Genomic DNA, 24,891 nt, shown 5'->3' with positions numbered 1-24,891 from the left:
GCTCCTTTCAGGCCGCGACGAGGTAGGAGAAGACGCTCTCCAGGGACTCGTCGGAGGGCGAGACCGTGAGGAGTCGGATGCCCTGGTCACGGGCGACCCGGGGCAGCAGTTCGGTGAAGCGGGCGAAGTCCACCGCCTGGATGTGCAGCCCGCCGTCGGCGCCGGTGCTCGCGTCGACCTCGATACCGGTGGTCGACGGGTCGGCGATCAGCGCCGCCGCGAGCGCGCGGTCGTCGCTGGACCGTACGAGATAGCGGTGCGGACGGTCCGTCATCAGCCTGCGGATCTTGCGGAAGTCACCCGAGGCGGCGTGCCGCCCCGCGACGATCACCTCGATGTGCGCCGCCAGCTGCTCGACCTCCTCGAGGATGTGCGAGGAGAACAGCACGGTGCGGCCCTCCGCGCCCATCCGCCGCAGCAGCTCCATCAACTGCATCCGCTGCCGGGGGTCCATTCCGTTGAACGGCTCGTCCAGGAGGAGCACCGACGGCTCGTGCACCAGCGCGGAGGCCATCTTCACGCGCTGCCGCATGCCCTTGCTGTACGTGGCGATCTTCCGGGAGCCCGCGTAGTCCATCTCGACGGTGTCGAGCGCCTTGCGGGCGGCACCACGCGGATCGGGCAGCCCGTGCAGCTCGGCGTTGGCGATCACGAACTCGCGGCCGGTGAGGAAGTCGTACATCGCCTCCCGCTCGGGGACGATCCCGATGTGGCGGTACGCCTGCTCATTGCGCCAGATCGGGGCGCCGTCCAGGGTCACGGACCCGGTGGAGGGGGCCAGGAAGCCGCCCATCATGTTGATGAGGGTGGACTTCCCGGCGCCGTTGGGGCCGAGGAGCCCGGTGACACCGGGGCCGATGTCCATGGTCACGTCGTTGACGGCCACGACGTTCCCGAACCAGCGGGAGACGTTGTCGATGGCGATCGTGGTCACAGGCCGACCTTTCGGTAGCGGCGCATCAGCAGCCCGTACGAGCCGGCGATCAGGCCGAGGAGAACGAGGACGTAGAGGAGCCCGGTCCCGGTGCCGGGGCCGACCCCGCCGGGGAAGGAGGAGGTGGCGCCGAGGAACGCCGTCTGCACCCCGTCGATGATGGTGATCGGCGAGAACAGCCCGATCCAGCTCACCGAGTCGGTGTTGCCCTGGTCCCAGGCGATGGCCTGGACGACGGACACCGCGCCGTAGGAGATGGTCAGCAGGGCGATGACGGCGGCGACGCCGAAGCCGCGGCGCGGGGTGAGCGCGGCGACGACCAGGCTGATGCCGGCGAAGAGGAGCGAGAGCAGAGCCACGGAGACCAGTCCTTGTCCGAATCCCTTCGTCTGATCGGCGAAGTCCAGCTTGGCGAGCAACGCCCCGACGTAGAGGATCAGCAGGGGCGCGCCGGTGAGGATGAACAGCGCGGAGGCCATGGCGGCGAACTTGGCCACCACGTAGTCCATCGTTTCGATGGGCCGCGAGAAGTAGAGCGGGACCGTCTTGAAGCGGAGGTCCCGGGAGACGGCCTGCGGCGCCTGGGAGGCGGTGTAGAGGCCGATCACGGCCTGCAGCATGATCGCGTAGCGGGTGTACTTGACGGGCAGCTCATCCGCGGCGGTGGCGATGGCCACCGCGACGATGATCGCGGCGGGCAGGCACATCACGGCGAACAGCAGCATCGGCGCGACCTTGGACTTGGCCGAGCGGCCGAGGCCGTAGGCGCCGCGCAGGCTCTGGGAGAAGAGCGAGCGGCGGGCGTAGGCGCGGCCGAGGCGCGGGCCCTCGTAGTGGCGGTAGCCGATGTTGTGAATGACGTCGGCGCGCTGCTTGGTCACGGTCTCAGGCGGCATCGACGGCACCTCCGTTCCCGTGTGCGCTTGCGCTGGCCGGGCTGCCGGGCCCGCTCGTGCCGTCCGGGGCACCCGCGGCGTCCGGGGTGTCCGGGACGTCCGCGGCCTCCGTGTCCTCGTCGTCGGACCGGAAGATCTCCGCGATGCGGTGGCGGCGCTGCTCCATGCGGACCAGACCGAGGCCGAGGTCGGCGATGGCGTCGCGGACCGTGTCGTACGTCTTCTCGCCCGCGACGTCGACCAGCAGCACATGGTCGGAGCCTGGCGACCCGTCGGCGCCCCGGCCGGCGGGCTGGACGGTGAGCCCGGCCCGGTCGAGCGCGGTGCGCAGCGCCCTGGTGCCGTCCGGGTGGTCGGAGGTGTCGGTCACCTCGACCGCGAGGGAGGCCGTGGCCTGGGTGAAGTCACTGGTGGAGCTGGAGCGGAGCAGCTTGCCGCCGTCGATGACCACCACGTGGTCGCAGGTGCGCTCCAGCTCGCCGAGCAGATGCGAGGTGACCAGCACCGAGATGCCGAAGTCGGTGTGCACGCGGCGGATCAGCCCGAGCATCTCGTCGCGGCCGACCGGGTCCAACCCGTTGGTCGGCTCGTCCAGCAGCACCAGGCGCGGGTCGTGCACCAGGGCCTGGGCCAGTTTGACCCGCTGTTTCATGCCCGTGGAGTAGCCGCCCATGGGGCGGTACCGCTCCTCGTACAGCCCTACGTGGCGCAGGGTGTCGGCCGTGCGCTCGCGGGCCGCGGAGGGCGGCAGCCCGGACATCCGCGCCATGTGGACGACGAACTCGGTGGCCGAGACATCGGGCGGCAGACAGTCGTGCTCGGGCATATAGCCGACGCTTTCGCGGATGGCGCTGCCGTCCCTCGCCACATCGAGGCCGAGCACGGAAGCGCGGCCCTCGCTGGCGGGGGACAGCCCGAGCAGGATCTTGATCAGCGTGGACTTACCGGCGCCGTTGGCACCCACCAGGCCGGTGACCCCTGGTGCGATGTCGACGGACAGCCGGTCGAGCGCGGTGACGCGGGGGAACCGCTTGCTCAGACTTTCGGTGGCGATCACAGTCACGCGTTCGACGGTAGTGGTGTGAGACACAGGGGGCGTCACTCCAGACGGTGGGATTCGCCTCGTCCTCGGGTCTGACTCGCCCGTAGGGGGCGGGCCCCGACCGGAGGGGGTAACCAAGGGTATCCACAGCCGGTTGGTGCGCTTATGCCCGATGCGCGGCGGGGGCCAGCCGGGCCCGTGCCCATCCCGGGTACCACGCGGTGAACAGGGCCGGAAGGACAAATCCAGCGAACTGCGTGACCAGCGCCGCCACCGCGCCCAGACCGGCCCAGACGACCCCGGCCATGGCCGCGGCGGAGAGGGTGAAGGCGATGGCCCAGGCCCGGGTGATCACCACATTGATATGCCTGAACGCATAGGTGTCCCACACCTCGGGCGGCGCCTGGCGCCGGGCGATACCGGTGGTGAAGGGCCGCCCCACGGCGAGGGTCGTCCAGGCGGTGACGGCCAGCCAGCCCAGCGCCAGCGCTCCGATGTGGTCCTTGAGCCCGCTGTCCGGGCGGGCGAAGGCGACGATCGTCAGCGCGGTGAAGAAGGCCACTGTGCTGCACTCGAGGATGAGGGCGTCGGCCGCCAGGCCCGCCCGACGGGCCCGGACCAGCATCGCGGCCCCGAGCACCAGCCCGGCGAGGGCGCCCCACTGCCAGCCCAGCGTGGACACGATCGCGAGGGCGATCCATGGCAGGAATCCGCGCAGGTAACTCATTTGACCCTCCCCCGGGCGTCAGGTCACATTCCGTCGTGGGATGTCGAAGGGAGAAGGTGCCCCGCGAGCCCGGTCCTATGCCTGATGGGCTGCCCGGCCCGTGGATTTGGCTGCGGGGAGGGGGAGTTGGGCAGAGCCCCGGCCGGAGTCGTACCGTACGGCCGGGAGCCGGAGCGTCACAGGCCGGGGCCCCGGGCCGGGAGCCGGAGCGTCACAGGCCCGGTGCGCCCCAGACCGGGAACCAGCGGCTCAGGTCCTCCTCGATCCGCAGATCGTCCCCGAGCAGCGCCCGCATCTGGAGCTCCAGCGCGTTGTCCCGCTTCTCCGCGGCGCCCGGCAGCGGCGCGAAGGGGTAGAAGGTGCCGCGCTTGTAGAGGTACACCAGCGCGAGCGAACGCCCCGCCGTGTCCTGGAAGCCGATCAGCGAGCACAGCAACTGGGGGCCGAACCCGCCGTCCTGGAGCAGCGAATTGACCGCGTGCAGATCGTTCACCAGGGCGGCCACGTCGTCCGGCCGCTGCCGGGCCAGCAGCCAGGTGTAGCCGTACGCGTCCTGGCTGAACTCCACGGGCACCCCGCCCCGCTCGGTGTCCGCGTCCAGCAGCTCCCGCACATCCCGCTGGAGCTGGGAGAAGGCGCCGCCCTCGACGCTCGCGAAGCAGACCGAGCCCCGGCCGGTCGGGGTGAACCCGGCCCCCGCCTCCAGGCTGATCGCGGCTCCCGGGAGCCCGAAGAGCCGGTCGAGGTCGGGGCGCACCGGTTTGCTGCGGCCCAGGATGGCGTCCAGCAGCCTCATGCCTCAGCCCCTTCCGGCCTGGCCCAGCTGGGTGGAGATGCGGGCGAGCTGGTCGAGCCGCCGCTCCAGCGTCGGATGCGAGGAGAACAGCCGGCTGACGCTCTCGCCGGAGAGCGCGGGCGCGAAGAAGAACGCGTTGTACGGCTCGACCTTGCGCAGGTCCCGGGTCGGGATCCGGGCCATCTGCCCCGTCACCTTGGTGAGCGCGGCGGCGAGCGCCGAGGGCCGCCCGGTGAGCAGCGCGCCCGCGCGGTCGGCGGACAGCTCGCGATAGCGGGACAGCAGCCGGGTCAGCAGGAAGCTGATCACGTAGACCACGGCGCTGACCAGCGGGATGAGCAGCACGGCGATGCCCACATTGTTGTTACGGCTGCCCCGGCTGAGCCCGCCCCACAGCGCCGCACGGGTCATGATGCCCGCCAGCACGCCGAGGAAGGAGGCGATGGTCATGACCGCCACATCGCGGTGCGCCACATGCGACAGCTCATGGGCGAGCACGCCCTCCAGCTCCTCAGGCTCCAGCCGCCGCAGCAGCCCCGTGGTGGCGCACACCAGTGCGTTGCGCTGATTGCGGCCGGTGGCGAAGGCGTTCGGCACATCGGTGTCGGCGATGGCCACCCGGGGCTTGGGCATGTCCGCGAGCGCGCACAGCCGGTCCACCGCGCCGTGCAGCTCGGGGGCCTGCTGCGGGGTGACCTCCCGGGCGCCCATGCTGAACGCAGCGATCCGGTCGCTGAACCAGAACTGCGCCACGAACAGCCCTCCCGCGATGATCACGATCAGCGGCCAGGCGCCCTTGAACAGGGCGAGCAGCACTCCGATCAAGACCACATAGAGCAGCCCGATGAAGAACATCGTCGTGACCATGCGCGTGGTCAGCCCACGGTCCGGGGCATAGCGGGTATGCGGCATGAGATGCCTCCCCAGTGACATGACGCCAAAGGCTCTATACCCGATTCTGCCGCTTATCGGGCGATCCGCGCCGTGCGCCGCCGCCCTTTCTCCGGCGAGCCGCCGTGTCCGGCGGTCCGGACCGCTTCCCCCGCTATCCGGTCCGGGCCCTCCGCTTACCCCGCTATCTGGGCCGCGCCCTCCGTGGCGATCTTCTCGAAGACCCCGAGGTCGGCCGCGAAGAGCGAATCGGGGATCGGCCAGTGCAGCACGATCTCCTCGATGCCCAGCTCGGCATGGCGTCCGGCGAAGTCCACGAAGGCGTCCACCGAGCTCAGCGGCGCCGTGCCGTCCGGGGTGAAGCCGGTGAGAAAGATCTTGTCGAGGTCGCCGACGCCCCGCCCGGCCTCCGCGCACGCCTTGCCCAGCCGGTCGATCTGACCGCCGATCGCGGCCAGCGAATCGGCCGGGGTGCCGGTCTCGGAGATCTTCGGATCGCCCGTGGTCACCCACGCCTGGCCGTACCGCGCCGTGAGACGCAGCCCGCGCGGACCGGTGGCGGCCACCGCGAACGGCAGCCGTGGCCGCTGCACACAGCCGGGGATGTCACGCGCCTCGTGCGCGCTGTAGTGGGTGCCCTCGTACGTCACCGCGTCATGCGTCAGCAGCCGGTCGAGCAGCTCGGTGAACTCGGCGAACCGGTCCGCCCGCTCCCGGGGTGACCACGGCTCCTCGCCGCCGCGCAGCAGCGTCGTCGCGTCGAAGCCGGTGCCGCCCGCGCCGATGCCGAGGGTGATCCGCCCGCCGGACACGTCGTCCAGCGTGATCAGCTCCTTGGCCAGCGTCACCGGATGCCGGAAGTTCGGGGAGGTGACGAGGGTGCCCAGGCGCAGCCGCGAGGTCGCCGCGGCGGCGGCCGTCAGCGTGGGCACCGCCCCGAACCAGGGGCCGTCGCGGAAGCTGCGCCAGGACAGGTGGTCATAGGTGTACGCGGCGTGGAAACCCAGCTCCTCGGCGCGCTGCCACATCTCCCGGCCGCGCTCGGACCAGCGGTAGATGGGCAGGATCACGGTGCTCACTCGCATACCGCGAGCCTAAGCGGTGGGTGTGACAGCGCCGCACCGAGCCGTACGAGCCGTCCCAGCCGTACGACGGGACGCCCGAGCAGGCCCACCCGAGCACCGTGCCCTCACCGATGAGCGGCATATGCGGGAGGATGGTTGCCGTGACTCCTGCGACCGACCGGCCGAACACCCCGGCCCCAGAGCGTTTCCGCCCCGTCCCGACCCGGCCCCGGCTGATCGCCACCGACCTCGACGGCACGCTGCTGCGGGACGACAAGACGGTCTCCGACCGCACCGTGGCGGCGCTCGCGGCGGCCGAGCGGGCGGGCATCGAGGTGTTCTTCGTCACCGGCCGCCCGGCCCGCTGGATGGACGTCGTCAGCGCCCATGTGCACGGCCACGGCCTGGCGATCTGCGCCAACGGCGCCGCCGTCGTCGATCTCCACCAGGGCGGGCTGCCGGTCGCGGTCCGCCCGCTCGCCACCGACCGGGCCCTCGCCATCGTGGAGGCGCTGCGCGAGGCGGCCCCTGGCACGTCCTTCGCGGTCGAGCGCAGTGGCGGGATCTTCTACGAACCGCGGTACCCGCCCTTCCCCCTCGACCCGGGCGCGATCGTCGCCCCCGCCGAGAAGCTGCTCAACGACGGGTTCGCGCACGCCGACATGCCGGTCCTCAAGCTGCTCGCCCAACACCCCGAGCTGGCGCCGGACGACTTCCTCCAGCTGGCCCGCTCGGTGGCCGGGGCCCACGGCGACTTCACCCGCTCCAGCCCGTCCGCCCTGCTGGAGGTCAGCGGTCTCGGGGTCAGCAAGGCCAGCACCCTGGCCCGGTGCTGTGCCGAGCGCGGGATCTCGGCCTCGGAGGTCGTGGCGTTCGGGGACATGCCCAACGACCTGGAGATGCTGATGTGGGCGGGCACCTCGTACGCGATGGCCAACGCCCATCCGGATGTGCTCGGCGCGACCACCCACCGCACGGGCGCCAATACGGAGGACGGCGTCGCCGCCGTCATCGAGCGGATCCTGGCGGGTTCGTAGCGCCGTCCGACACCCGGTTCTGCAACGGGGTTCGGAACGCGTGGGCGTGGACCGGGGACACCGCCCCCCGGCACCGTGAGGGCCTGGGGGCGGTTCGCCTGACCGGGGGTCTTACCAGAAGATGACCGCGTAGCCGTTGCCACCGGCGGTGCCGGCGGAACCGGCGGCGCCGGGGGTCTCGCCGCCGGGGCCGCCGACGCCGCCGTCGCCGCCCGCGCTGCTGTTCGTCGGGGGCAGCTCGACGATGCCGTCGACCGCGTCGCCGCCCTCGCCGCCGTCGGCGCCGCTCGCACCGTTCTCACCGCCGCGGTTCACCACGGAGAGGCTGTTGCACGCACCGGTGCCACCGGTGCCACCGGTGCCCGGGGTGCCCGGGGCAGCCGTGCCACCGCCGCCGCCCGTGCCGCCGGTGCCGCCCGTGGCGGAGAGCTGGGTTCCGGAGCTGGAGGCCAGGGTCGTCGTGCCACCGTTGCCACCGGTGCCACCCGCCGAGCCGGGGTTGCCGCCCGCGGCGCCGCCCGGACCAGCCGTACCGGCGGTGCCACCGGTGCCCAGGTCCACCGTGTAGCTGGCGAACGGGGTCACCGGGAGGACGCACCAGGTGAAGCCGCCGGATCCGCCACCACCGCCGGTGCCGCCGGCGCCGGTCAGCGGGGCGCTGGCACCGCCGCCGCCACCGCCGCCGCCACCGCCCGCTCCCCATGCCTGGATGTGCACCGAGGTGACACCCGCGGGAGGCGTGAAGGTGCCGTCCGCGGTGAACTCCTGGATCCCGTGGATGATGGCCGGGGGCCTCGGCGGCTTGGGACGGCCGTGACCACCGCCCGTGGGGTCATCCGCCTGCGCCGCGGGGGACATGGTCAGCATCTGGCTGGAAACGGCGGCGACTGCCGCGACGGAGGCGAACAAGGCCCGGCGACGCGTCCGGGATCGGTTGGGAGTGGGATTCTGGCTGTTCACGTCATGACTTCCTTCCCCGCGGTCGGGCCAACATCTGTCGCGGAGTGCGATGGGATACGAAGGTCCGAACGGCCCGCGAGCCTCATCCCACCGTCGGCGATCACGACCCGCACTCTGACGAGGCGCTAGTTGGACCGCGTAGGTGAGCCGTTGCGCCGGGCGAGCGAACAACCACCGCCCCCGGCGCCCCACCGGCCCTCGGCCCGTCCTCCAGCGAGTCAGCAACCGCCCGACCGCTGGTCAGACCCCGCACGACCGCCGGTCAGGCGTCCTCGCTCGGCAAGGGTGCCTCCCAGACCACCGTCGTGCCGCGGCCGTCCTCGCCGAGGCCGGGGCCGAAGGCGCTCGATCCGCCCAGTGCCTCGGCCCGCCGTGCCAGGTTGGCCAGGCCGCTGCGCCGACCGTCCGCGGGCACGCCCACCCCGTCGTCCGCGACCGTCAGCCGGACCGCGGGCCGTCCGTCCGCGAGCCGGGCGGTGGCGTCCACGACCACCTCGATCCGCTCGGCCCTGGCGTGCCGGAACGCGTTGGACAGCGACTCGCGCAGTGCCGCGACGAGATGGGCGCCGGTCACCGAGACGACCAGGTCGTCCACCGGGCCCACGAAGGTCAGCGACGGCTGGAAGCCCAGCGGCACGGCGGCCGCCCTGACCTCCCGCAGCACCCGGCCGCGCAGCCCGGGCGGCGTCTCGGGCGGGGTCTGCTGCAGCGCGAAGATCGCCGTCCGTACCTCCTGGACGGTGGCGCCCAACTCCTCGACGGCACGCTCGATCCGCTCCCGTACCTCCGGCGCGTCCGACTGGCGCTCCGCGCTCTCCAGCAGCATCCCGGTCGCGAAGAGCCGCTGGACGACGAGGTCGTGGAGGTCGCGGGCGATCCGGTCGCGCTCCTCCAGGACCGCGAGCCGCTCCCGGTCGCGCTGCGCCTCGGCGAGCAGCAGCGCCACCGCGGCCTGCGCGGCGAACTGGGCGGCCAGGGTGCGCTCGGTCGCCGTGAACGGGCGGGCGTCGCGCTCCCGCGCGGTGGCCAGCGCGCCGAGCACCCGGTCCCCGCTGCTCAGCGGGACCATCATGCCCGGGCCGTAGCGCCCGGGGACGCCGGTGCCGAACAGCGGGTCGGTGGCCGGGTCCTCGATGAGGACCGGCTGACCGGCCAGCAGCCTCGGCACGGCCGGGGAGCGGGCCGGAAGCACCGCGCCGAGCAGCCCGGACCGCTCGTCCGCGGCCACCGCCACGGCCTTCAGCCCGTCACCGCCGTCCTCCGGCAGCAAGACGATGCCCACCGCCGCGTCCGCGAGCTCCCGGGCCTTCTCGGCGACCACGGCCGGTCCGTCCCCGGCACCGCCGGACAGCACCGCCTGGGTCACGGCCACCGACCCCTCGATCCAGCGCTCGCGCTGCCGGGTGGCCCCCTGGAGGCGGGTGTGGCCGATGGCGATCCCGGCCTCGGTCGCCAGCACCTCGACCAGATGCCGGTCGGAGTCGGTGAACGGACCGCCGTACCGCTTCTCGGCGAGGCAGAGGACGCCGAAGATCTCTTCCCCGACGCGCAACGGAACGGTGAGAAACGAGCCCAGCGACCGGGACGGACCCGGGGGCGGGGACAGGCCAGGCGGCTCGGCGGCCGAGGGCGCCACGGTGCGGCGCGCGTCGGCGAGCAGCGCCGCGCAGCGCTCCCGGTCGGCCTCGGTCGCGCCGTACGTGACCACATCGGCCAGGCCCTGGCCCGCGGCGGCGTCGCCCTCGATGTGGTGCACCCCGATCGCGGCGCAGCGCGCGCCGACCAGCTCGGCCGCGGTGCGGACGATCCGGTCGAGGACGGTGTGCGCGTCCGGCCCGGTGCCGAGCGAGCGCATCGCCTCCAGCAGCCGCGGCAGCCGGGCCGTGAGCTCGGTGGACAGCCCCCGCAGACCGCGGGTCGCCTCCGCGGCCACATCCAGGGGTCGGGGGAGGGGGCAGCGGCCGCCATGCGTCGAGCCTAATGAATCCCACGGGCAAACGCCCCGTTGGCGCCGGGCACCGTGCTGGGCACCGCGTCGGCCGCTCCGGGGTGCCGTAGGGCGGCGCGCACGGGCCGGGGCCAACCCATGCGGCGGCTCATGCCCCGGTACGGCCGCGCACCCGCGACCCGGCAGCCAGATGCCGCGGTCCGGCGGCAGATGTCGCGTCCCGGGGGCGTCCGGTGCGAGAACGCCCCCAGCGCTGCCGGGGGCACGCACGCCGGGCGTCGTGTGCCCCGCGAAAGATCCGCCGGAGCGCCCCCGGCCCACATCCGGCTACCCGGCGCCCACCAGGGCTCCGTCCTCCATCGCCTCCCGCTCCAGCATGCGGCGGAACGGGCCCCCGGCCGAGGCCAGCTCCGCGTACGTTCCGCGCTGGACGGCGCGGCCGCCGTCGAGGACGATCACCTCGTCCACCGCGGCCAGGCCCGCCAGCCGGTGGGTGATCAGGACGGTGGTGCGGCCCCGGGTCGCCGACAGCAGGTCGGCGGTCAGGGCGTCGGCCGTGGGCAGGTCCAGGTGCTCGGCGGGCTCGTCGAGGATCAGTACGGGGAAGTCCGCCAGCAGCGCGCGGGCCAGCGCAAGCCGCTGCCGCTGACCGCCGGAGAGCCGTGCGCCCTGCTCGCCGACGAGCGTGTCCAGGCCGTTCGGCAGCCCGTCCACCCAGTCCAGCAGGCGGGCCGTGGCCAGCGCCGCGCGCAGCTCGTCGTCGCCCGCGCCGGGGCGCGCCAGCCGCAGGTTCTCGCGCAGCGAGCTGTCGAAGACATGGGCGTCCTGGGCGCAGAGGCCGACCAGCCGCCGCACCGCGTCCCCGTCCAGGGCGGCGGCGTTCCGGCCCGCCAGGGTGTACGTACCGCCCTCGGTGTCCAGGAAACGGAGCAGCACCTGGGCGAGGGTGGTCTTGCCCGCCCCCGACGGCCCGACGACCGCGACCCGGCGGCCCGGCCGCAGCTCCAGCCCGAACCCGTCCAGGGCGGGGACGGACTGCCCCGGGTGGCGGGCGGTGATCCCGCGCAGCACCAGCGGATACGGCGCGCTCGGCGCCTCCTCGCGCCGCGCCTCCTCACGCCGCGTTCCCTTCCGCCGCACCCCTTCGCGTGCCGATCCCTCGCGCCCCGCCTCTTCGCGCCGCACCTCCTCGCACCCCGCCTCCTCCGGCTCACGCACCGGCAGCGGCTCGTCCAGCACCTCGTACACCCGCTCCGCGGCCCGCCGCACCCGCTGGCGGTGCTGCACCGCCAGCGGCAGCCCCGCGACGGCCTCGAAGGCGGCGAGCGGGGTCAGCACCACGACCGCCAGCCACACCCCCTGGATCCGGCCGTCCGCCACGGCAGCCACGCCCACCCACGCCGCGGCCGCCACGGTCACCCCGCAGACCAGCGCGGACAGCCCGGAGCCCGCACCCGCGGCGGTCGCCGTCCGCCGGGCGATCCGGGTGAGCACCCCATCGGCCCGGCGCACCGCGTCCAGCCGACTCGGCAGCGCGCCCGCGACGGTCAACTCGGCGGTCCCCGCGAGCAGATCCACGACCTGCGCCGACAGGGCGCCGCGCGCCGGCGCCAGCCGCCGCTCCGCGCGCCGCGCGAGCCGCCCGGACACGGCGGGCACCACGACCCCCGCCACCAGCAGCCCCGCCGCCAGTACGGCCCCGGCTCCGGGCAGCACCCAGGTGAGGAAGCCCACCGAGGCCGCGCCGACGGTCAGCGCGGTGCCGACGGGCAGCAGCCAGCGCAGGAAGTAGTCCTGCACGGTGTCCACATCGGCCACCAGCCGGGAGAGCAGATCGCCGCGGCGCGTCCGGCCGAGCCCGGCTGGCGCCAGCCGCTCGAGCCGCCGGTAGACGGCGACCCGCAGCTCGGCCAGCACCCGCAGCACGGCGTCGTGCGAGACCAGGCGCTCGGCGTAGCGGAAGACGGCCCGGCCGATCCCGAACGCCCGGGTCGCGGTGACCGCCACCATCAGATAGAGCACGGGCGGCTGCTGCGCGGCCCGCGAGATCAGCCACCCGGAGACGGCCATCAGCCCGACCGCGCTCAGCAGGGCAAGGCTCCCGAGCAGCAGCGCCAGCCCAAACCGCCCCCGGGCCCCGTACGCGGCCCCCCGCACCCGCGCCAAAGCGCCCCGGCGCGGGCGCGGGGCCGAGCCATCGCGCGTGGCCGAACCATGCGACGCACTCAGCCCCGTACTGCCCCCACTGCCTGTAAGGCCCGCACCGTCCGGTCCAGGCCGCGTATCGCCCAGCCGCCCACCGGGCCCGCCGTCCGCCACCGCCTCATGCACGGGGGCGGACGTCTGCACGGGGGCGGACGTCCGCCCCACACCCGCAGCCGCCTCCCGCGCAGACCCGCGCACCTCCACCCACGGGCGCCCGGCCCCGGCCCCCCGCTCCGAGCCCTGCCCGGGCAACCTCAGCACCCGGTCCGCCAGCGGCAGCAGTGCCGGGCGGTGGATGACCAGGAGGACCGTACGGCCCTCGGCGAGCCGACGCACCGCGTCGACCACCGACGCCTCCGTCCCGCCGTCCAGGTTCGCCGTCGGCTCGTCCAGGAGCAGCACCGGGCGGTCGGCCAGGAAGGCGCGGGCCAGGGCGATCCGCTGGCGTTGGCCCGCGGAGAGCCCGGCGCCCAGCTCGCCCAGCCGGGTCTCGACCCCGTCCGGCAGCGCGGAGACGAAACTCAGCGCGTCCGCGTCCCGCAGCGCGGCCCGTACCGCCGCGTCGTCGGCGTCCGGCCGGGCCAGCCGGACGTTCTCCGCGATCGTCCCGGCGAAGAGGTACGGGCGCTGGGGCACCCAGGCGATCTGGCGCCGCCAGCTCCCCGGGTCCAGGTCGGCCAGGTCCCGGCCTCCGATCAGCACCCTGCCCTCGTGCGGCACCGCGAAGCCCAGCACGGCGTTCAGCAGGGTCGACTTCCCGGCGCCGCTGGGGCCAACGACGGCGACCGTCTCCCCCGGGCGGATCTCGTACGAGGTCCGGGCGAGGGACGGTTCGGGGCGCCCGGAGTGGCGGACCACCAGCCCGTCCAGCGCCAGCACGGCACCCCGGGCGTCGGGTGCGGGCGAGCCGCCCGCCCCGGAGGGCTCGCGCTCCAGCACCGCGAAGACCTCGTCCGCCGCCGTCAACCCCTCGGCCGCCGCGTGGTACTGGGCGCCCACCTGCCGCAGCGGCAGATACGCCTCGGGGGCGAGCACCAGCACCACCAGCCCGGTGAAGAGGTCCATCTCGCCATGCACCAGCCGCATGCCGATGTCGACCGCGACCAGCGCGACCGACACCGTAGAGAGCAGTTCCAGGGCCAGGGAGGACAGAAAGGCCAGCCGCAGGGTCTTGAGGGTGGCCCGCCGGTAGTCGCCCGTGATGGCGCGGATCGAGGCGGCCTGGGCCTTGGCCCGGCCGAAGACCTTGAGCGTGGGCAGTCCGGCCACCACATCGAGGAAGTGCCCGGACAGCCGGGACAGCAGCCGCCACTGACGGTCCATCCGGGACTGGGTGGCCCACCCGATGAGCATCATGAACAGCGGAATCAGCGGCAGCGTCGCGACGATGATCAGCGCCGAGATCCAGTCCGCGGTGACGATCCGGGCGAGCACCGCCACCGGCACCACCACCGCCAGCCCCAACTGGGGCAGATAGCGCGCGAAGTAGTCATCCAGCGCGTCAATGCCCCGGGTGGCGAGGGTGGTGAGTTCACCGGTCCGCTGGGAGTCCAGCCAGCTCGGCCCCAGCCGTACGGCCCGCTCCAGCAGCCGCAGCCGCAGCCGCGACTTGACCGCCGCACCTGCCCGGTGGGCGGCCAGCTCGGTCAGCCAGGAGATGACCGCCCGGCCGACGGCGACCAGGGCCAGCAGCCCCAGCGGAAGCGTGAGGGCCGTTACGCCATCGCCCCGCTGGAAGGCGCCCACCACGATCTCGGCGATCAGCATCGCCTGCGCGATGACCAGCCCCGCTCCGGCCAGGCCCAGCACCACGGAGGCGGCCAGGAAGAAACGGGTGGCCCGTGCGTACCGCAGCAGCCGGGGATCGATTGGTTTCACGTGAAACACCGCATCCGCGTCAGTGGGCGGCCGGGATGTGCCGGGTGCCGATGCGCTTACGGAAGACCCAGTACGTCCACGCCTGGTACGCCATGATCAGCGGCATCATGATGGCGCCGACCCACGTCATGATCTTGAGCGTATACGGGCTGGAGGCCGCGTTCGCCGCCGTCAGGCTCCACCCCGGGTCCAGCGAGGAGGGCATGACCTCGGGGAAGAGCGCCAGGAAGAGCATGGCGACGGCCGCCGCGACGGCCACCCCGGACAGCCCGAACGCCCATCCCTCACGCCCCCGTCCGTTCATGATCAGCGCCACGGCCAGGGCCAGAACGGCGATGACAACCGCGACCATGCTCCGGGCGTTCCCGCTGTCGCCCTGCGTCCAGACCAGGAACGGCACCGCGACGGCGACGGTGGCCCACCCGAGCCGGGCGGCGTACCGCCGCGCCCTGGTCCGGATGTCCCCGTCCGTCTTGAGCGCGGCGAAGACGGCGCCGTGGAAGGTGAACAGCACCAGCGTGACCACCCCGCCCAGCAGGGCGTACGGCGTGAGCAGGTCCGACGGACCGCCCGCGTAGTTCCCGTCCCGGCCGATCGGCACCCCGTGCACCAGATTGGCGAAGATCGCACCCCAGAGGAACGCGGGCAGCAGCGAGCACCAGAAGATCGCATGCTCCCAGTTGCGCTGCCAGCGGTCCTCGGGGCGCTTGTGCCGGTACTCAAAGGCGACACCGCGCAGGATCAGGCAGACCAGGATGGCCAGCAGCGGCAGATAGAAGCCGCTGAAGAGCGTCGCGTACCAGTCGGGGAAGGCGGCGAAGGTCGCCCCGCCCGCCGTGATCAGCCAGACCTCGTTGCCGTCCCACACCGGCCCGATCGTGTTGATCAGGACCCGGCGCTCGGTGCGGTCGCGGGCGAGCAGCTTGGTCAGCACGCCGATGCCGAAGTCGAAGCCCTCCAGGAAGAAGTAGCCCGTCCACAGGAAGGCGATCAGCAGGAACCAGAAGTCGTGAAGGTGCATGATCCTCTCCGGTGATCCTCTCCGGCCGTCAGTACGCGAAGGTCAGCGGCTTGTCGGCATCCTCGTCCCCGTTCCCGCCCCCGGTATCGGCGGAGGCCCCGCCGTCCGGACCGCCAGGACCGCCCCCGCCGTCCGGACCGCCCGAGGGCAGCCGCAGCTTCGGGTCCTTGGCGGGCGGCTTCTCGTCGGTGTCGGGCCCGGCCTTGGCGTACGTGGCCAGCAGCCGCACCTCGATCACCGCGAGCGCCCCGTACAGCAGCGTGAAGACGCCGAGCGAGATCAGCACCTCGGTCTGGCCGACGCCGGGGGAGACCGCGTCGCCGGTCTTCATCAGCCCGTAGACCGCCCAGGGCTGCCTGCCCATCTCGGTGAAGATCCAGCCGAAGGAGTTGGCGATCAGCGGAAAGCCCATGGTGAGGATGCCGATCCGCCAGGACCAGGTGGACAGCCGCGGGCTCAGCTCACGCTTGTTGGTGAGCATCAGCCGGGGCACCTCGTCCTCGCCGGTGCGGAACGCGGGCGCCAGCCACCGCTTGCGGCGGGTCGTCCACAGCCCGATCAGCCCGGCGACGAACGCGGTCATCCCGAAGCCGATCATCAGCCGGAAGCCCCAGAAGGTCATGAAGATGCTGGGGATGTAGTCATCGGGCTGACCGCCGTAGGCGTCGGCCTCCCGCTGGGCGATGTCATTGATGCCGGGGACGGAGTCGGTGAAGTTGCTGTGCGCCAGGAAGGAGAGCACCCCGGGGACCTCCAGCTCGACGCTGTTGTGCCCCTTGCCGACATCGCCGACGGCGAAGACCGAGAAGGGCGCGGGCGCCTGGGTATCCCAAAGGGCCTCGGCCGCCGCCATCTTCATCGGCTGCTGCTCGAACATCACCTTGCCGAGCTGGTCACCGCTGATCGCCGTGCCGAGACCCGCGATCACCGCGACCACCAGGCCCACCCGCAGCGAGGCCCGCATCGCCCCGATCCGCTTCTTCCGCTGCTCACCCAGTTCCTCGCCGCGCTCCCGGCCGCGCTTGGCCCGCAGCAGATGGAAGGAGGAGATCCCGATGATGAAGGCGGCGCCGGTGAGGAAGGCGGCGGTCAGCGTGTGGAAGACCACGACCAGGGTGGTGTTCTGGGTCAGCACCGCCCAGACGTCGGTGAGCTGGGCCTTTCCGGTGGCCTTGTCGATGGTGTAGCCGGTCGGGTGCTGCATCCAGGAGTTGGCGGCCAGGATGAAGTACGAGGAGAGGATCGTGCCGATCGCGACGATCCAGATGCAGGCGCAGTGGATCTTCTTGGGCAGCTTGTCCCAGCCGAAGATCCACAGACCGATGAAGGTGGACTCGAAGAAGAAGGCCAGCAGGGCCTCCATCGCGAGCGGGGCACCGAAGACATCACCGACGAAGCGGGAGTAGTCCGACCAGTTCATGCCGAACTGGAACTCCTGCACGATTCCGGTGACCACGCCCATCGCGATGTTGATCAGGAAGAGCTTTCCCCAGAACTTGGTGGCATGGAAGTACTTCTCCTTGCCCGTACGGACCCAGGCGGTCTCCAGACCCGCCGTGATCGCGGCGAGAGAGATCGTCAGCGGCACGAAGAGAAAGTGGTAGACGGTCGTGATGCCGAACTGCCATCGGGCCAGAGTCTCCGGCGCCAGAGCCAGATTCACCTGAATCTCTCCTTACGGTCGTGCCTGCCCGCGAAGCGAGCTTGTGAACGTATTCACATTCACAAGCAATGATACGCACATGGCTTCGCCCCCTCCCACCGGGGGTGGTAGGGGGCGAATGGGACACGCATGGGTATCCCGCGCACGGCCCGCCAGCCCGGCGGCGAGCCCGCCCGGCTCAGAGCTCCTTGCGGTACTCCGCCGCCGTCCGCAGGAAGATCTCGTTCGCCTCGCGCTCGCCGATGGTCACCCGCACCCCCTCACCCGGGAACGGACGGATCACCACGCCCGCCGCCTCGCACGCCCTGGCGAAGTCGGCGGTGCGCTCCCCCAGCCGCAGCCAGACGAAGTTCGCCTGCGAGTCCGGCACCGTCCACCCCTGGGCGGTCAGCGCCTCCCAGACCCGGCCCCGCTCGGTGACCAGCGCGTCCACCCGCTCCCGCAGCGCGTCCTCGCTGTGCAGCGAGGCCACCGCCGCGTCCTGGGCGAGCTGGCTGACGCCGAACGGCACCGCGGTCTTGCGCAGCGCCGCCGCCACCGGCTCATGGGCGATCGCGAAGCCGACCCGCAGCCCGGCCAGGCCGTACGCCTTGGAGAAGGTGCGCAGCACACACACATTCGGCCGGTCCCGGTAGAGATCGATCCCGTCGGGCACCCGCTCGTCCCGGATGAACTCGACGTACGCCTCGTCCAGCACCACCAGCACATCGGACGGCACCCGCTCCAGGAACCGCTCCAGCGCGGCCCGGCGCACCACGGTGCTGGTCGGGTTGTTGGGATTACAGACGAAAATCAGCCGGGTGCGGTCGGTGATGGCATCCGCCATCGCCTCCAGGTCGTGCTCCTCGGCGGCGTTCAGCGGAACCCGTACCGAGGTCGCCCCGGCGATCTGAGTGATGATCGGATATGCCTCGAAGGACCGCCAGGCGTAGATCACCTCATCGCCCGGCCCCGCCGTGGACTGGACCAATTGCTGGGCCACGCCGACCGAGCCGGTCCCGGCGGCCAGATGCTCCAGCGGTACGTCGAAACGGCCCGCCAGTTCCGCGAGCAGCGCGGTGCAGGCGAGGTCCGGATAGCGGTTGAAGGAGGCGGCGGCGTTCGCGGCGGTCTCCAGCACCCCGGCCAGCGGCGGATAGGGGTTCTCGTTGGAGGAGAGCTTGAAGGCCAGGGGCCCGCCCGCGGCGGCCGGCTTACCGGGCTTGTACGTCGGAATGCCGTCCAGCGCGGCGCGCAGCTTGGGGCTCTTCTCGGTCACCGACAGTCCTCCTCGACCCATCCTGTCCCGGGCGTGTACAGCGTTCGCACACGGCAATACTGCACACCTTATGAGGATTCCCCCATCTCGCGTACCCGCCGGGCGCCGCCGCGTATCCGCCCCCGGCGCCCGCGTACCCAGCGGGGGGAGCGCCCCGGTTTTTCCCGCGCGCCGGTGGCGAGCGCCGTGGCGCGCATCACCCGTGCAGGTGAGTTGAGACCTCTTCGAGACATGTATCAATCAGCAGGCGTAGATATGCCAGGGGCGATCAGAGGCCCGGTGGAACCCCCAACTGGCTTCACTTCCAAGGGAATTGGGGATGGCGCTCATGCAGAAACGTGCCTTCCGAATACCGATGGCGGAATCGCGCAACCCTCCCACCCGCGCCCTACTATCGGCTGGCCATGACAGCAGCAGGGAAGCACCAGGTGAGCCGGTCGGCCGGCCGCCGGTTAGGGCGGGCGGGCATCCGGGACGTGGCCGCCGCCGCCGGGGTCTCCATCACGACCGTCTCCGACGCGCTCAACGGCAAGGGCCGGCTCCCGGAGGCCACCCGCCGCCATGTCCGCGAGGTCGCCGAGCGGCTGGGCTATCGCCCGTCCGCAGCGGCCCGCACGCTCCGTACCGGCAAGTCCGGCCTCATCGGCCTGACCGTGACCACGTACGGGGATGAACCTTTCACCTTCACCGAGTTCGCCTACTTCGCCGAGATGGCGAGGGCCGCCACCTCCGCGGCGCTGGCCCGCGGCTACGCCCTCGTCATCCTGCCCGCCACCTCCCGCCACGACGTGTGGTCCAACGTCGCCCTCGACGGCACCGTGGTGATCGACCCCTCCGACCACGATCCGGTGGTCACCGAGCTGCTGCGCCAGCGCATCCCCGTCGTCAGCGACGGCCGCCCCGCCGGCGCCCTCCCCGTCACCGCCTGGGTCGACAACGACCACGAGGCGGCGGTGCTGGGGCTGCTCGACCACCTCGCCGAGGCCGGTGCCCGCCGGATCGGACTGCTCACCGGGACCTCCACCGACACCTACACCCGGCTGTCCACCACGGCGTACCTGCGGTGGTGCGAACGGGTGGGACAGGATCCGGTCTATGAGGCGTACCCGGCCCACGACCCTTGTGCCGGTGCCGTCGCCGCCGACCGGCTGCTCGCCCGCCCGGACCGGCCCGACGCGGTCTACGGCCTCTTCGACCCCAACGGCACCGATCTGCTCGCCGCCGCCCGCCGCTACGGACTGCGGGTCCCCGACGACCTGCTGTTGGTGTGCTGCAGCGAATCGGCCGTCTACCGCACCACCGAGCCGCCCATCACGACCCTCTCACTCAAACCCCGCCGGATCGGCACGGCAGTCGTCCAGTTGCTCATCGACGCCATCGAGGGCCTTGCCACCGACCAACCCGTTGAGCAGGTCATACCCACCGAATTGATGGTGCGGACGTCCTCTCAGCGCCGTCCGCCGCGCACGACGGTCAGCGCCCCGCGCAGCCGCGCTGGAGGCTGACCTGAGGGCGAATCAAGGATGACCCGAGGAGGAGGTGGGCCCCATGGGCTTCCGCTACTGGGCCAATCCGGGATAAAAGTCCGACGAAGCAGGAGCCAGCAGCGATTGACGGCACCCTGGTGCGTCACAAGCCCTCACGGTCATTCCTATGATGGGCGGACGACACCGCGGACCGCCGTCGACCAGGCAAGGTCCACAAGGTGGCACGGCGGCGTGATGGTGGAGGGGTCGATGACTCAGGGGGCCGGTCTGGAAGCCACGGCAGGGACCACGGCTGCGATCCCTCCTGTGCCGGCGTACGGGGCGTACACCCCGCCCGGCATGGCCGCGCCCGGAGCCATGCCGCCCGGGTCCGCGCACGCCGCGCCGGGCACCGGCGCGCCCGTGCCGCAGCCCGCGCCGGTGCCGCCGCCCGCCTCCGTGCCGCCGCCCGCGCCCGCTCCCCGGGCGCCCGAGCACGGCACGCCCGTGCCCCCTCCTGGCGCACCGGCGCCCGGGGCGCCCGCGCCGGACGCGCCCAAGCCCCCGCCCGTCGAGTACACCCCGACCGAGCGGCTTCCGGTCATGGGCCCCGGGCACACCATCAAGGACACCCAGCTCGTCCCGCCGCAGGACCGCCCCACCGTGGCGCTCACCCCGGTGCCCGAGCCCGAGGACGGCCCGCTGGCCCAGGACGAGGGCTCCGGCCCGCTGTACGTCGTGGGCGACGTCCACGGCTACCACGAGGAGCTGCGCGACGCCCTCGCCGCCGAGGGCCTGATCGACGCCAAGGGCAACTGGTCCGCGGGGAACGCCCGGTTGTGGTTCCTCGGTGACTTCACCGACCGCGGCCCGGACGGCATCGGCGTCATCGACCTGGTCATGCAGCTCTCCGCCGAGGCCGCCGCCGCGGGCGGTTACTGCAAGGCGCTGATGGGCAATCACGAGCTGCTGCTGATCGGCGCCAAGCGGTTCGGCGACACGCCGGTCAACTCCGGTGCCGGAACGGCATCCTTCCAGGCGGCCTGGCTGCTCAACGGCGGCCAGCGCAGCGACATGGAACGGCTCGAGGACCACCACCTCCAGTGGATGTCCCGGCTGGACGCGATGGCGGAGGCGGACGGCCATCTGCTGGTCCACTCCGACACCACCGCCTATCTGGAGTACGGCGACTCGATCGAGGCCGTCAACGACACGGTCACCGAGACGCTGCAGCGCAGCGACGCCGACGAGTGCTGGGACCTGTTCCGCAAATTCACCAAGCGGTTCGCCTTCCGGGACGAGGACACCGGGCCCACGGCGGTCCGCGAATTGCTCGACACCTACGGCGGGGAGCGCATCGTCCACGGCCACAGCCCCATCCCGTATCTGCTCGGCGAGGTCGGCTCCGAGGACGGCGAGGACGGCGGCGCGCCCGCGGTCGAGGGCCCGCATGTGTACGCGGACAATCTCGCGGTGGCGATGGACGGCGGCATCACGATGGCCGGAAAACTGCTGGTCGTTCAACTTCCCCTGGCGAACTGAGGATTCAGCGGACGCTGTCCGGGGCAGATAGAGGGCTTCACCGGCGAGGGAGCAATTCGGGAAACTTGCTGTCACCCCGCGCCGGATCGGCTCTACCATCGGCTTATCCGTCGCAGGCTCTCCTCCGTTTCCGCCCGACTGCCCGGCGAAAGCCGGTCGTCACGGCCCTACGGAGCATCGGGGGATGCACCATGAAAAGCGCTCCGCACCTGCTGACCGAGGACCGCCCGGAGTTCGAGCGGGTTCTCGACGACGCACTGCGCACCGCCGAACTTCGCCCGGACCTCAGCGGTATCGGGCAGCGGCTCACCACCGAGCAGCTGCGCACGATGGCGCTCGGGGCATCGGCCGCGATAGCGGCATGCGCGGCCGACGAGTACCAGACCTACCGCGACACTCGCGCCAAACTGCGCGAACCCGCCCCGCTCTTCCCGCTCGCCGGGGATGTGGGCGAGCGCGAACGGCCGGACGGAACGGTGGGGCTCGCCGGTGCGATGCAGGGCGCAGCGGGGGCGGGGCTCGTCGCCATGCTCGCGGTGCTGGCCCCGGTGCTCGCGGGCACCGCGGCGATCATCTTCCTCATCGTCGGCTATGTCCTCAACGTCCTGGACCCGGCCCCGTCCATCGCCCAGCCGATGGTCACCGCGGGCTGGTTCTTCGCCGCGCTGACCGCCGCGGGCATCCTGATCGCCGCCGTCGGACTGCTCCTGACCGCGCTGCGCAACGGCTCCAGCGCGATCCGCGGCGATGCGCGCAGCGAGCGGATGGAGGAGGTGGACCGCGCCAGGGAGGCCTGGCGGGACGCCCTGCTGGAGCGCGGCATACTGCCGTTCCTCCGCGAGGCCCTGGCCAACCCCTCGGCCCCGTCGCCCTCGGCCTACGTCCCGATCAACCCCGAGGCGGTCAGCCGCACCCCTCACCTCGGCTACACCCGCCCCGGTTTCAGCACCGACGGCGAAGGCCCCAAGGCCCGTCCCCGCTACAGCAGCCCGGACTACACCAGCCCCGACTACGGCGGCCCGGAGCACCAGCCCGACTGACCGCGACCAGGACGAGCGGGCGGGATGAGGTGCGACATGGGGCTCAGTGCTACGGAGCGCTACGAGATCGTCCGTCGCGACACCACACCGTCTGGATGGCCGCCCGCGACGTCCCGAGCCGGGCGACCAGCCGGGTGACCGGGCTCTGAAACACGGCCGAGCCGGGGGCCGGGGACGTAGGCGAGTCCGGGCCCGCTAGGGGCACCGTAGGGGTGCGTATGCGGGTCATCCCTGATGGCCGGGCGCGGCCGCATCGGCACCATGGCTGACCATGACTTCCTTGACCCGACGTACCTTCATGGGCGGTTGCGCGGCCGGAACGCTGCTGGCGATGACCGGGAGCACCGGAGCCCGCGCGGCAACGAGGACGGCGCGGACCGCCGCGCCTACCCCCGCGTCGACCACCGCGTCCGACCACACCGACCTCCAGGCCGCGATCAGCGATCTCGCCCACCCAGACGCCACCTCAGCCCAACTGCATGTCGACCGCCGGGGAGACCGCTGGTACGGCACGGCGGGGGCGGCCGACATCCGGAGCGGACGGGCCGTACGCCCGGACGACCGGTTCCGCGCGGGCAGCGTCACCAAGGCGTTCGTGGCCACCGTGGTCCTCCAGCTGTGGGCCGAACGCCGGGTGGAGCTCGACGCCCCCATCGGGCGCTACCTCCCGGACCTGCTGCCCGCCGCCTTCGCCCGCCACATCACCGTGGCCCAGCTGCTCAACCACACCAGCGGACTGCCCGACCACCGGGGCATCCCGGACGACAGCACTCCGGAATCGGTCCTGCGGCACCGATGGGACCGGTGGACGCCGCGGGAGTGGGTCAAGACGGTGACACACGATCCGCTCAAGTTCGCCCCGGGCACCAAACAGGAGTACCGGGGCATCAACTACGTACTGCTCGCCCTGCTCATCGAAAGGCTGACCGCCCGCCCCTACGGCCAGGTCATCGCCTCACGCGTCCTGCGCCCGCTGGGTCTGGCCCGGACCCTGCTACCGGGCCAGGACCCCCGCCTCCACGGCCCGCATGTGCACGGCTATCTGCGGATGACCGACGGCTCCCTGCGCGATGCCACCGTGTACAACCAGTCCTCCGCCTGGGGCGAAGGCGAGCTGGTCTCGACCCTCGACGACCTGTTCCGCTTCCAACGGTCCCTGTTCTCCGGCGCATTGCTGCCGCCCCGCGCCCTGGACAAGCTCTTCACCCTGCCCCCCGACTCCGTACGCATGCTGGACGGCAGCCCCGCCCGCTACAGCCTGGGCCTCCAGACGGCCACCGTGAACGGCGTGACCTTCTGGGGCAAAACCGGCGAGACCGCCGGCTACCGCACCCGCATATTCGCCACCCGCGACCTGAGCCTCCGCTTCGTCCTCTCGTACACCCCGACGCCACTGACCACCCAGGAGGACATGATCACCCGGGTCGTCACCGCACTCACCACCTAACCGCCACCCGGCCCGTGCTCAGTTAGCGCTGGTGTGCGGTTTGTCCTCGGATCGATAAATTACCAACCGATCGGGGGAACTTCCGCCCATTCGGGGGAATTGATGGGCGGTGATGTTTAGCGTTCATGGCGGAGGTGATGCGCGATGCGCAAACACAACACACCGCCGGGCCCGTCTGCTCGGCACGACGCCATGGACGTCAGCGACTTCGTCTACGCGGCCACGGGGGCCCGGCTTCGCCGACTGACCATGCCGGACGGCGAACACTGGTTCCCGACGGTCGACGTCTGCGCGGAACTCGGCCACACCAACCCGCGAAAGGCGTTGGCAGATCATGTTCAACCTGGCGGAAAGTCTACGCTCGAGACCGTAACCTCACGTTACGGTCTCAGCATTCCCGCAGGTAGGGAGTGGCGTCGAGACTTGCATCTGGTGAATCTGCAAGGGCTGATTCAGCTGGTGAACGGCTGCACCAAACCCGCGTGCCTGCCCTTCAAACAGTGGGTCTCCAGGGTGATCGCCACCGTCCAGCGCGACGGCTCGTACGCGCTGGACGTCTCCGAGGTCTCCCGTCCCACTCCGCCGAGCGAGCTCATGGACGCGATCGTCCGGCTGGAGATGCGGACCGAACGCTTCCATACGGAGGTGCTGGATTCCCTGCACCGGTCCGAGCAGGCCTGGACGCGGATCCTCGAGGCGCTGGGCTGCCGACCGGGCGAGGAGCCCGAGGCGGACAAGCGGGAGCTGAGGCTCAGGACGGAGGCACTGTTCGCTCAGTGGAAGGACCGGCTGAGCATCACCGAGGATGTGTGGGCCGTGGCCGTCTACATCCTCCCCACGCTGGCCGAGGCCGGACGGATCGGCCACTCGCTGGAGACGCTCTCGGCCAAGACGGGGCTCACCCGGCAGCGGGTGCACGCCTGTCTGCGGTTCCTCCAGAAGCACCACTGCATCCGTCAGAACGGGCTGACGGACAGCGGAAACCCGATCTACGTGGCGGAACTCCCGCCCGCGTAGCGGCACGCTGAGGGTCCGAAGTCGCAAATCGAAGTTGCGGCTTCGGACCCACCCGCAGC

The 24,891-nt window shown here is 72.1% G+C and carries 19 protein-coding genes; 6 read left to right on the top strand and 13 right to left on the bottom strand.

The window, feature by feature from the left end:
- Window positions 1-7: 7 nt before the first annotated feature.
- From VT50_RS16520 to VT50_RS16490, 7 genes are all read right to left on the bottom strand, one after another.
- Window positions 8-934 carry an ABC transporter ATP-binding protein gene (locus tag VT50_RS16520; RefSeq protein WP_046085480.1) on the bottom strand — a complete coding sequence of 309 codons (927 nt, stop codon included), beginning with the start codon at window positions 932-934 and terminating at the stop codon, window positions 8-10.
- A complete protein-coding gene (locus VT50_RS16515) occupies window positions 931-1,830 on the bottom strand; it encodes a membrane protein (protein ID WP_046085479.1) in 900 nt (299 codons plus the stop codon). The genes VT50_RS16520 and VT50_RS16515 overlap by 4 nt, the downstream gene beginning before the upstream one ends.
- On the bottom strand, window positions 1,820-2,920 hold the full coding sequence (locus tag VT50_RS16510) for an ABC transporter ATP-binding protein (RefSeq protein ID WP_075200314.1): 1,101 nt from the start codon (window positions 2,918-2,920) through the stop codon (window positions 1,820-1,822). Before VT50_RS16510 ends, VT50_RS16515 begins: the two co-directional genes overlap by 11 nt.
- A 115-nt stretch (window positions 2,921-3,035) precedes the next feature.
- Entirely contained in the window at window positions 3,036-3,599 is a 564-nt protein-coding gene (locus VT50_RS16505) for a hypothetical protein (RefSeq protein WP_046085477.1), read from the bottom strand.
- Between the two features lie 211 nt (window positions 3,600-3,810).
- Complete coding sequence (gene pspAB, locus VT50_RS16500; RefSeq protein ID WP_046085476.1) at window positions 3,811-4,395, bottom strand: PspA-associated protein PspAB; 585 nt, start codon at window positions 4,393-4,395, stop codon at window positions 3,811-3,813.
- Between the two features lie 3 nt (window positions 4,396-4,398).
- Entirely contained in the window at window positions 4,399-5,307 is a 909-nt protein-coding gene (htpX, locus tag VT50_RS16495) for a zinc metalloprotease HtpX (protein ID WP_046085475.1), read from the bottom strand.
- A 155-nt stretch (window positions 5,308-5,462) separates the two neighbouring features.
- Window positions 5,463-6,371: an LLM class flavin-dependent oxidoreductase gene (locus VT50_RS16490; RefSeq protein ID WP_046085474.1), complete on the bottom strand. Its 909-nt coding sequence runs from the start codon at window positions 6,369-6,371 to the stop codon at window positions 5,463-5,465.
- A 131-nt stretch (window positions 6,372-6,502) separates the two neighbouring features.
- Here VT50_RS16490 and VT50_RS16485 point away from each other — a divergent pair, with 131 nt between their 5' ends.
- Window positions 6,503-7,387, top strand: coding sequence for an HAD hydrolase family protein (locus tag VT50_RS16485; protein WP_046085473.1), 885 nt, complete (start codon window positions 6,503-6,505; stop codon window positions 7,385-7,387).
- A gap of 111 nt (window positions 7,388-7,498) precedes the next feature.
- Here the strand turns inward: VT50_RS16485 and VT50_RS39305 are convergent, their stop codons facing one another.
- The 6 genes from VT50_RS39305 to hisC all read right to left on the bottom strand — a co-directional run bounded on the left by VT50_RS39305 (window position 7,499) and on the right by hisC (window position 18,320).
- Window positions 7,499-8,347 carry a hypothetical protein gene (locus VT50_RS39305; RefSeq protein WP_046085472.1) on the bottom strand — a complete coding sequence of 283 codons (849 nt, stop codon included), beginning with the start codon at window positions 8,345-8,347 and terminating at the stop codon, window positions 7,499-7,501.
- 262 nt (window positions 8,348-8,609) lie between these two features.
- A complete protein-coding gene (locus VT50_RS16470) occupies window positions 8,610-10,286 on the bottom strand; it encodes a sensor histidine kinase (RefSeq protein WP_046085497.1) in 1,677 nt (558 codons plus the stop codon).
- A 336-nt stretch (window positions 10,287-10,622) separates the two neighbouring features.
- Complete coding sequence (gene cydD, locus VT50_RS16465) at window positions 10,623-14,378, bottom strand: thiol reductant ABC exporter subunit CydD (protein ID WP_079343842.1); 3,756 nt, start codon at window positions 14,376-14,378, stop codon at window positions 10,623-10,625.
- A 19-nt stretch (window positions 14,379-14,397) separates the two neighbouring features.
- On the bottom strand, window positions 14,398-15,399 hold the full coding sequence (gene cydB, locus VT50_RS16460; RefSeq protein WP_046085013.1) for a cytochrome d ubiquinol oxidase subunit II: 1,002 nt from the start codon (window positions 15,397-15,399) through the stop codon (window positions 14,398-14,400).
- A 28-nt stretch (window positions 15,400-15,427) separates the two neighbouring features.
- Window positions 15,428-17,062 carry a cytochrome ubiquinol oxidase subunit I gene (locus tag VT50_RS16455; protein ID WP_046085014.1) on the bottom strand — a complete coding sequence of 545 codons (1,635 nt, stop codon included), beginning with the start codon at window positions 17,060-17,062 and terminating at the stop codon, window positions 15,428-15,430.
- 178 nt (window positions 17,063-17,240) lie between these two features.
- Window positions 17,241-18,320 carry a histidinol-phosphate transaminase gene (gene hisC, locus VT50_RS16450; RefSeq protein WP_046085015.1) on the bottom strand — a complete coding sequence of 360 codons (1,080 nt, stop codon included), beginning with the start codon at window positions 18,318-18,320 and terminating at the stop codon, window positions 17,241-17,243.
- 404 nt (window positions 18,321-18,724) lie between these two features.
- Between hisC and VT50_RS16445 the strand changes: the two genes are divergently transcribed.
- The 5 genes from VT50_RS16445 to VT50_RS16425 all read left to right on the top strand — a co-directional run bounded on the left by VT50_RS16445 (window position 18,725) and on the right by VT50_RS16425 (window position 24,832).
- On the top strand, window positions 18,725-19,825 hold the full coding sequence (locus VT50_RS16445) for a LacI family DNA-binding transcriptional regulator (protein ID WP_063893201.1): 1,101 nt from the start codon (window positions 18,725-18,727) through the stop codon (window positions 19,823-19,825).
- A 216-nt stretch (window positions 19,826-20,041) separates the two neighbouring features.
- Window positions 20,042-21,328: a metallophosphoesterase gene (locus tag VT50_RS16440; protein ID WP_167396606.1), complete on the top strand. Its 1,287-nt coding sequence runs from the start codon at window positions 20,042-20,044 to the stop codon at window positions 21,326-21,328.
- 191 nt (window positions 21,329-21,519) lie between these two features.
- Window positions 21,520-22,368, top strand: a complete 849-nt coding sequence (locus VT50_RS16435; protein ID WP_046085017.1) for a membrane protein — start codon at window positions 21,520-21,522, stop codon at window positions 22,366-22,368.
- A gap of 271 nt (window positions 22,369-22,639) precedes the next feature.
- On the top strand, window positions 22,640-23,815 hold the full coding sequence (locus VT50_RS16430; RefSeq protein WP_046085018.1) for a serine hydrolase domain-containing protein: 1,176 nt from the start codon (window positions 22,640-22,642) through the stop codon (window positions 23,813-23,815).
- A 144-nt stretch (window positions 23,816-23,959) separates the two neighbouring features.
- Window positions 23,960-24,832, top strand: coding sequence for a BRO-N domain-containing protein (locus tag VT50_RS16425; RefSeq protein ID WP_046085019.1), 873 nt, complete (start codon window positions 23,960-23,962; stop codon window positions 24,830-24,832).
- The last annotated feature ends 59 nt before the right edge of the window (window positions 24,833-24,891 follow it).

The sequence above is a fragment of the Streptomyces antioxidans genome (assembly GCF_000968685.2).
GTDB classification, from domain to species: Bacteria; Actinomycetota; Actinomycetes; order Streptomycetales; family Streptomycetaceae; genus Streptomyces; species Streptomyces antioxidans.
The sequence above is the reverse complement of the archived record's forward strand: the minus strand, read 5'-3'. Positions and strand labels throughout refer to the sequence as shown.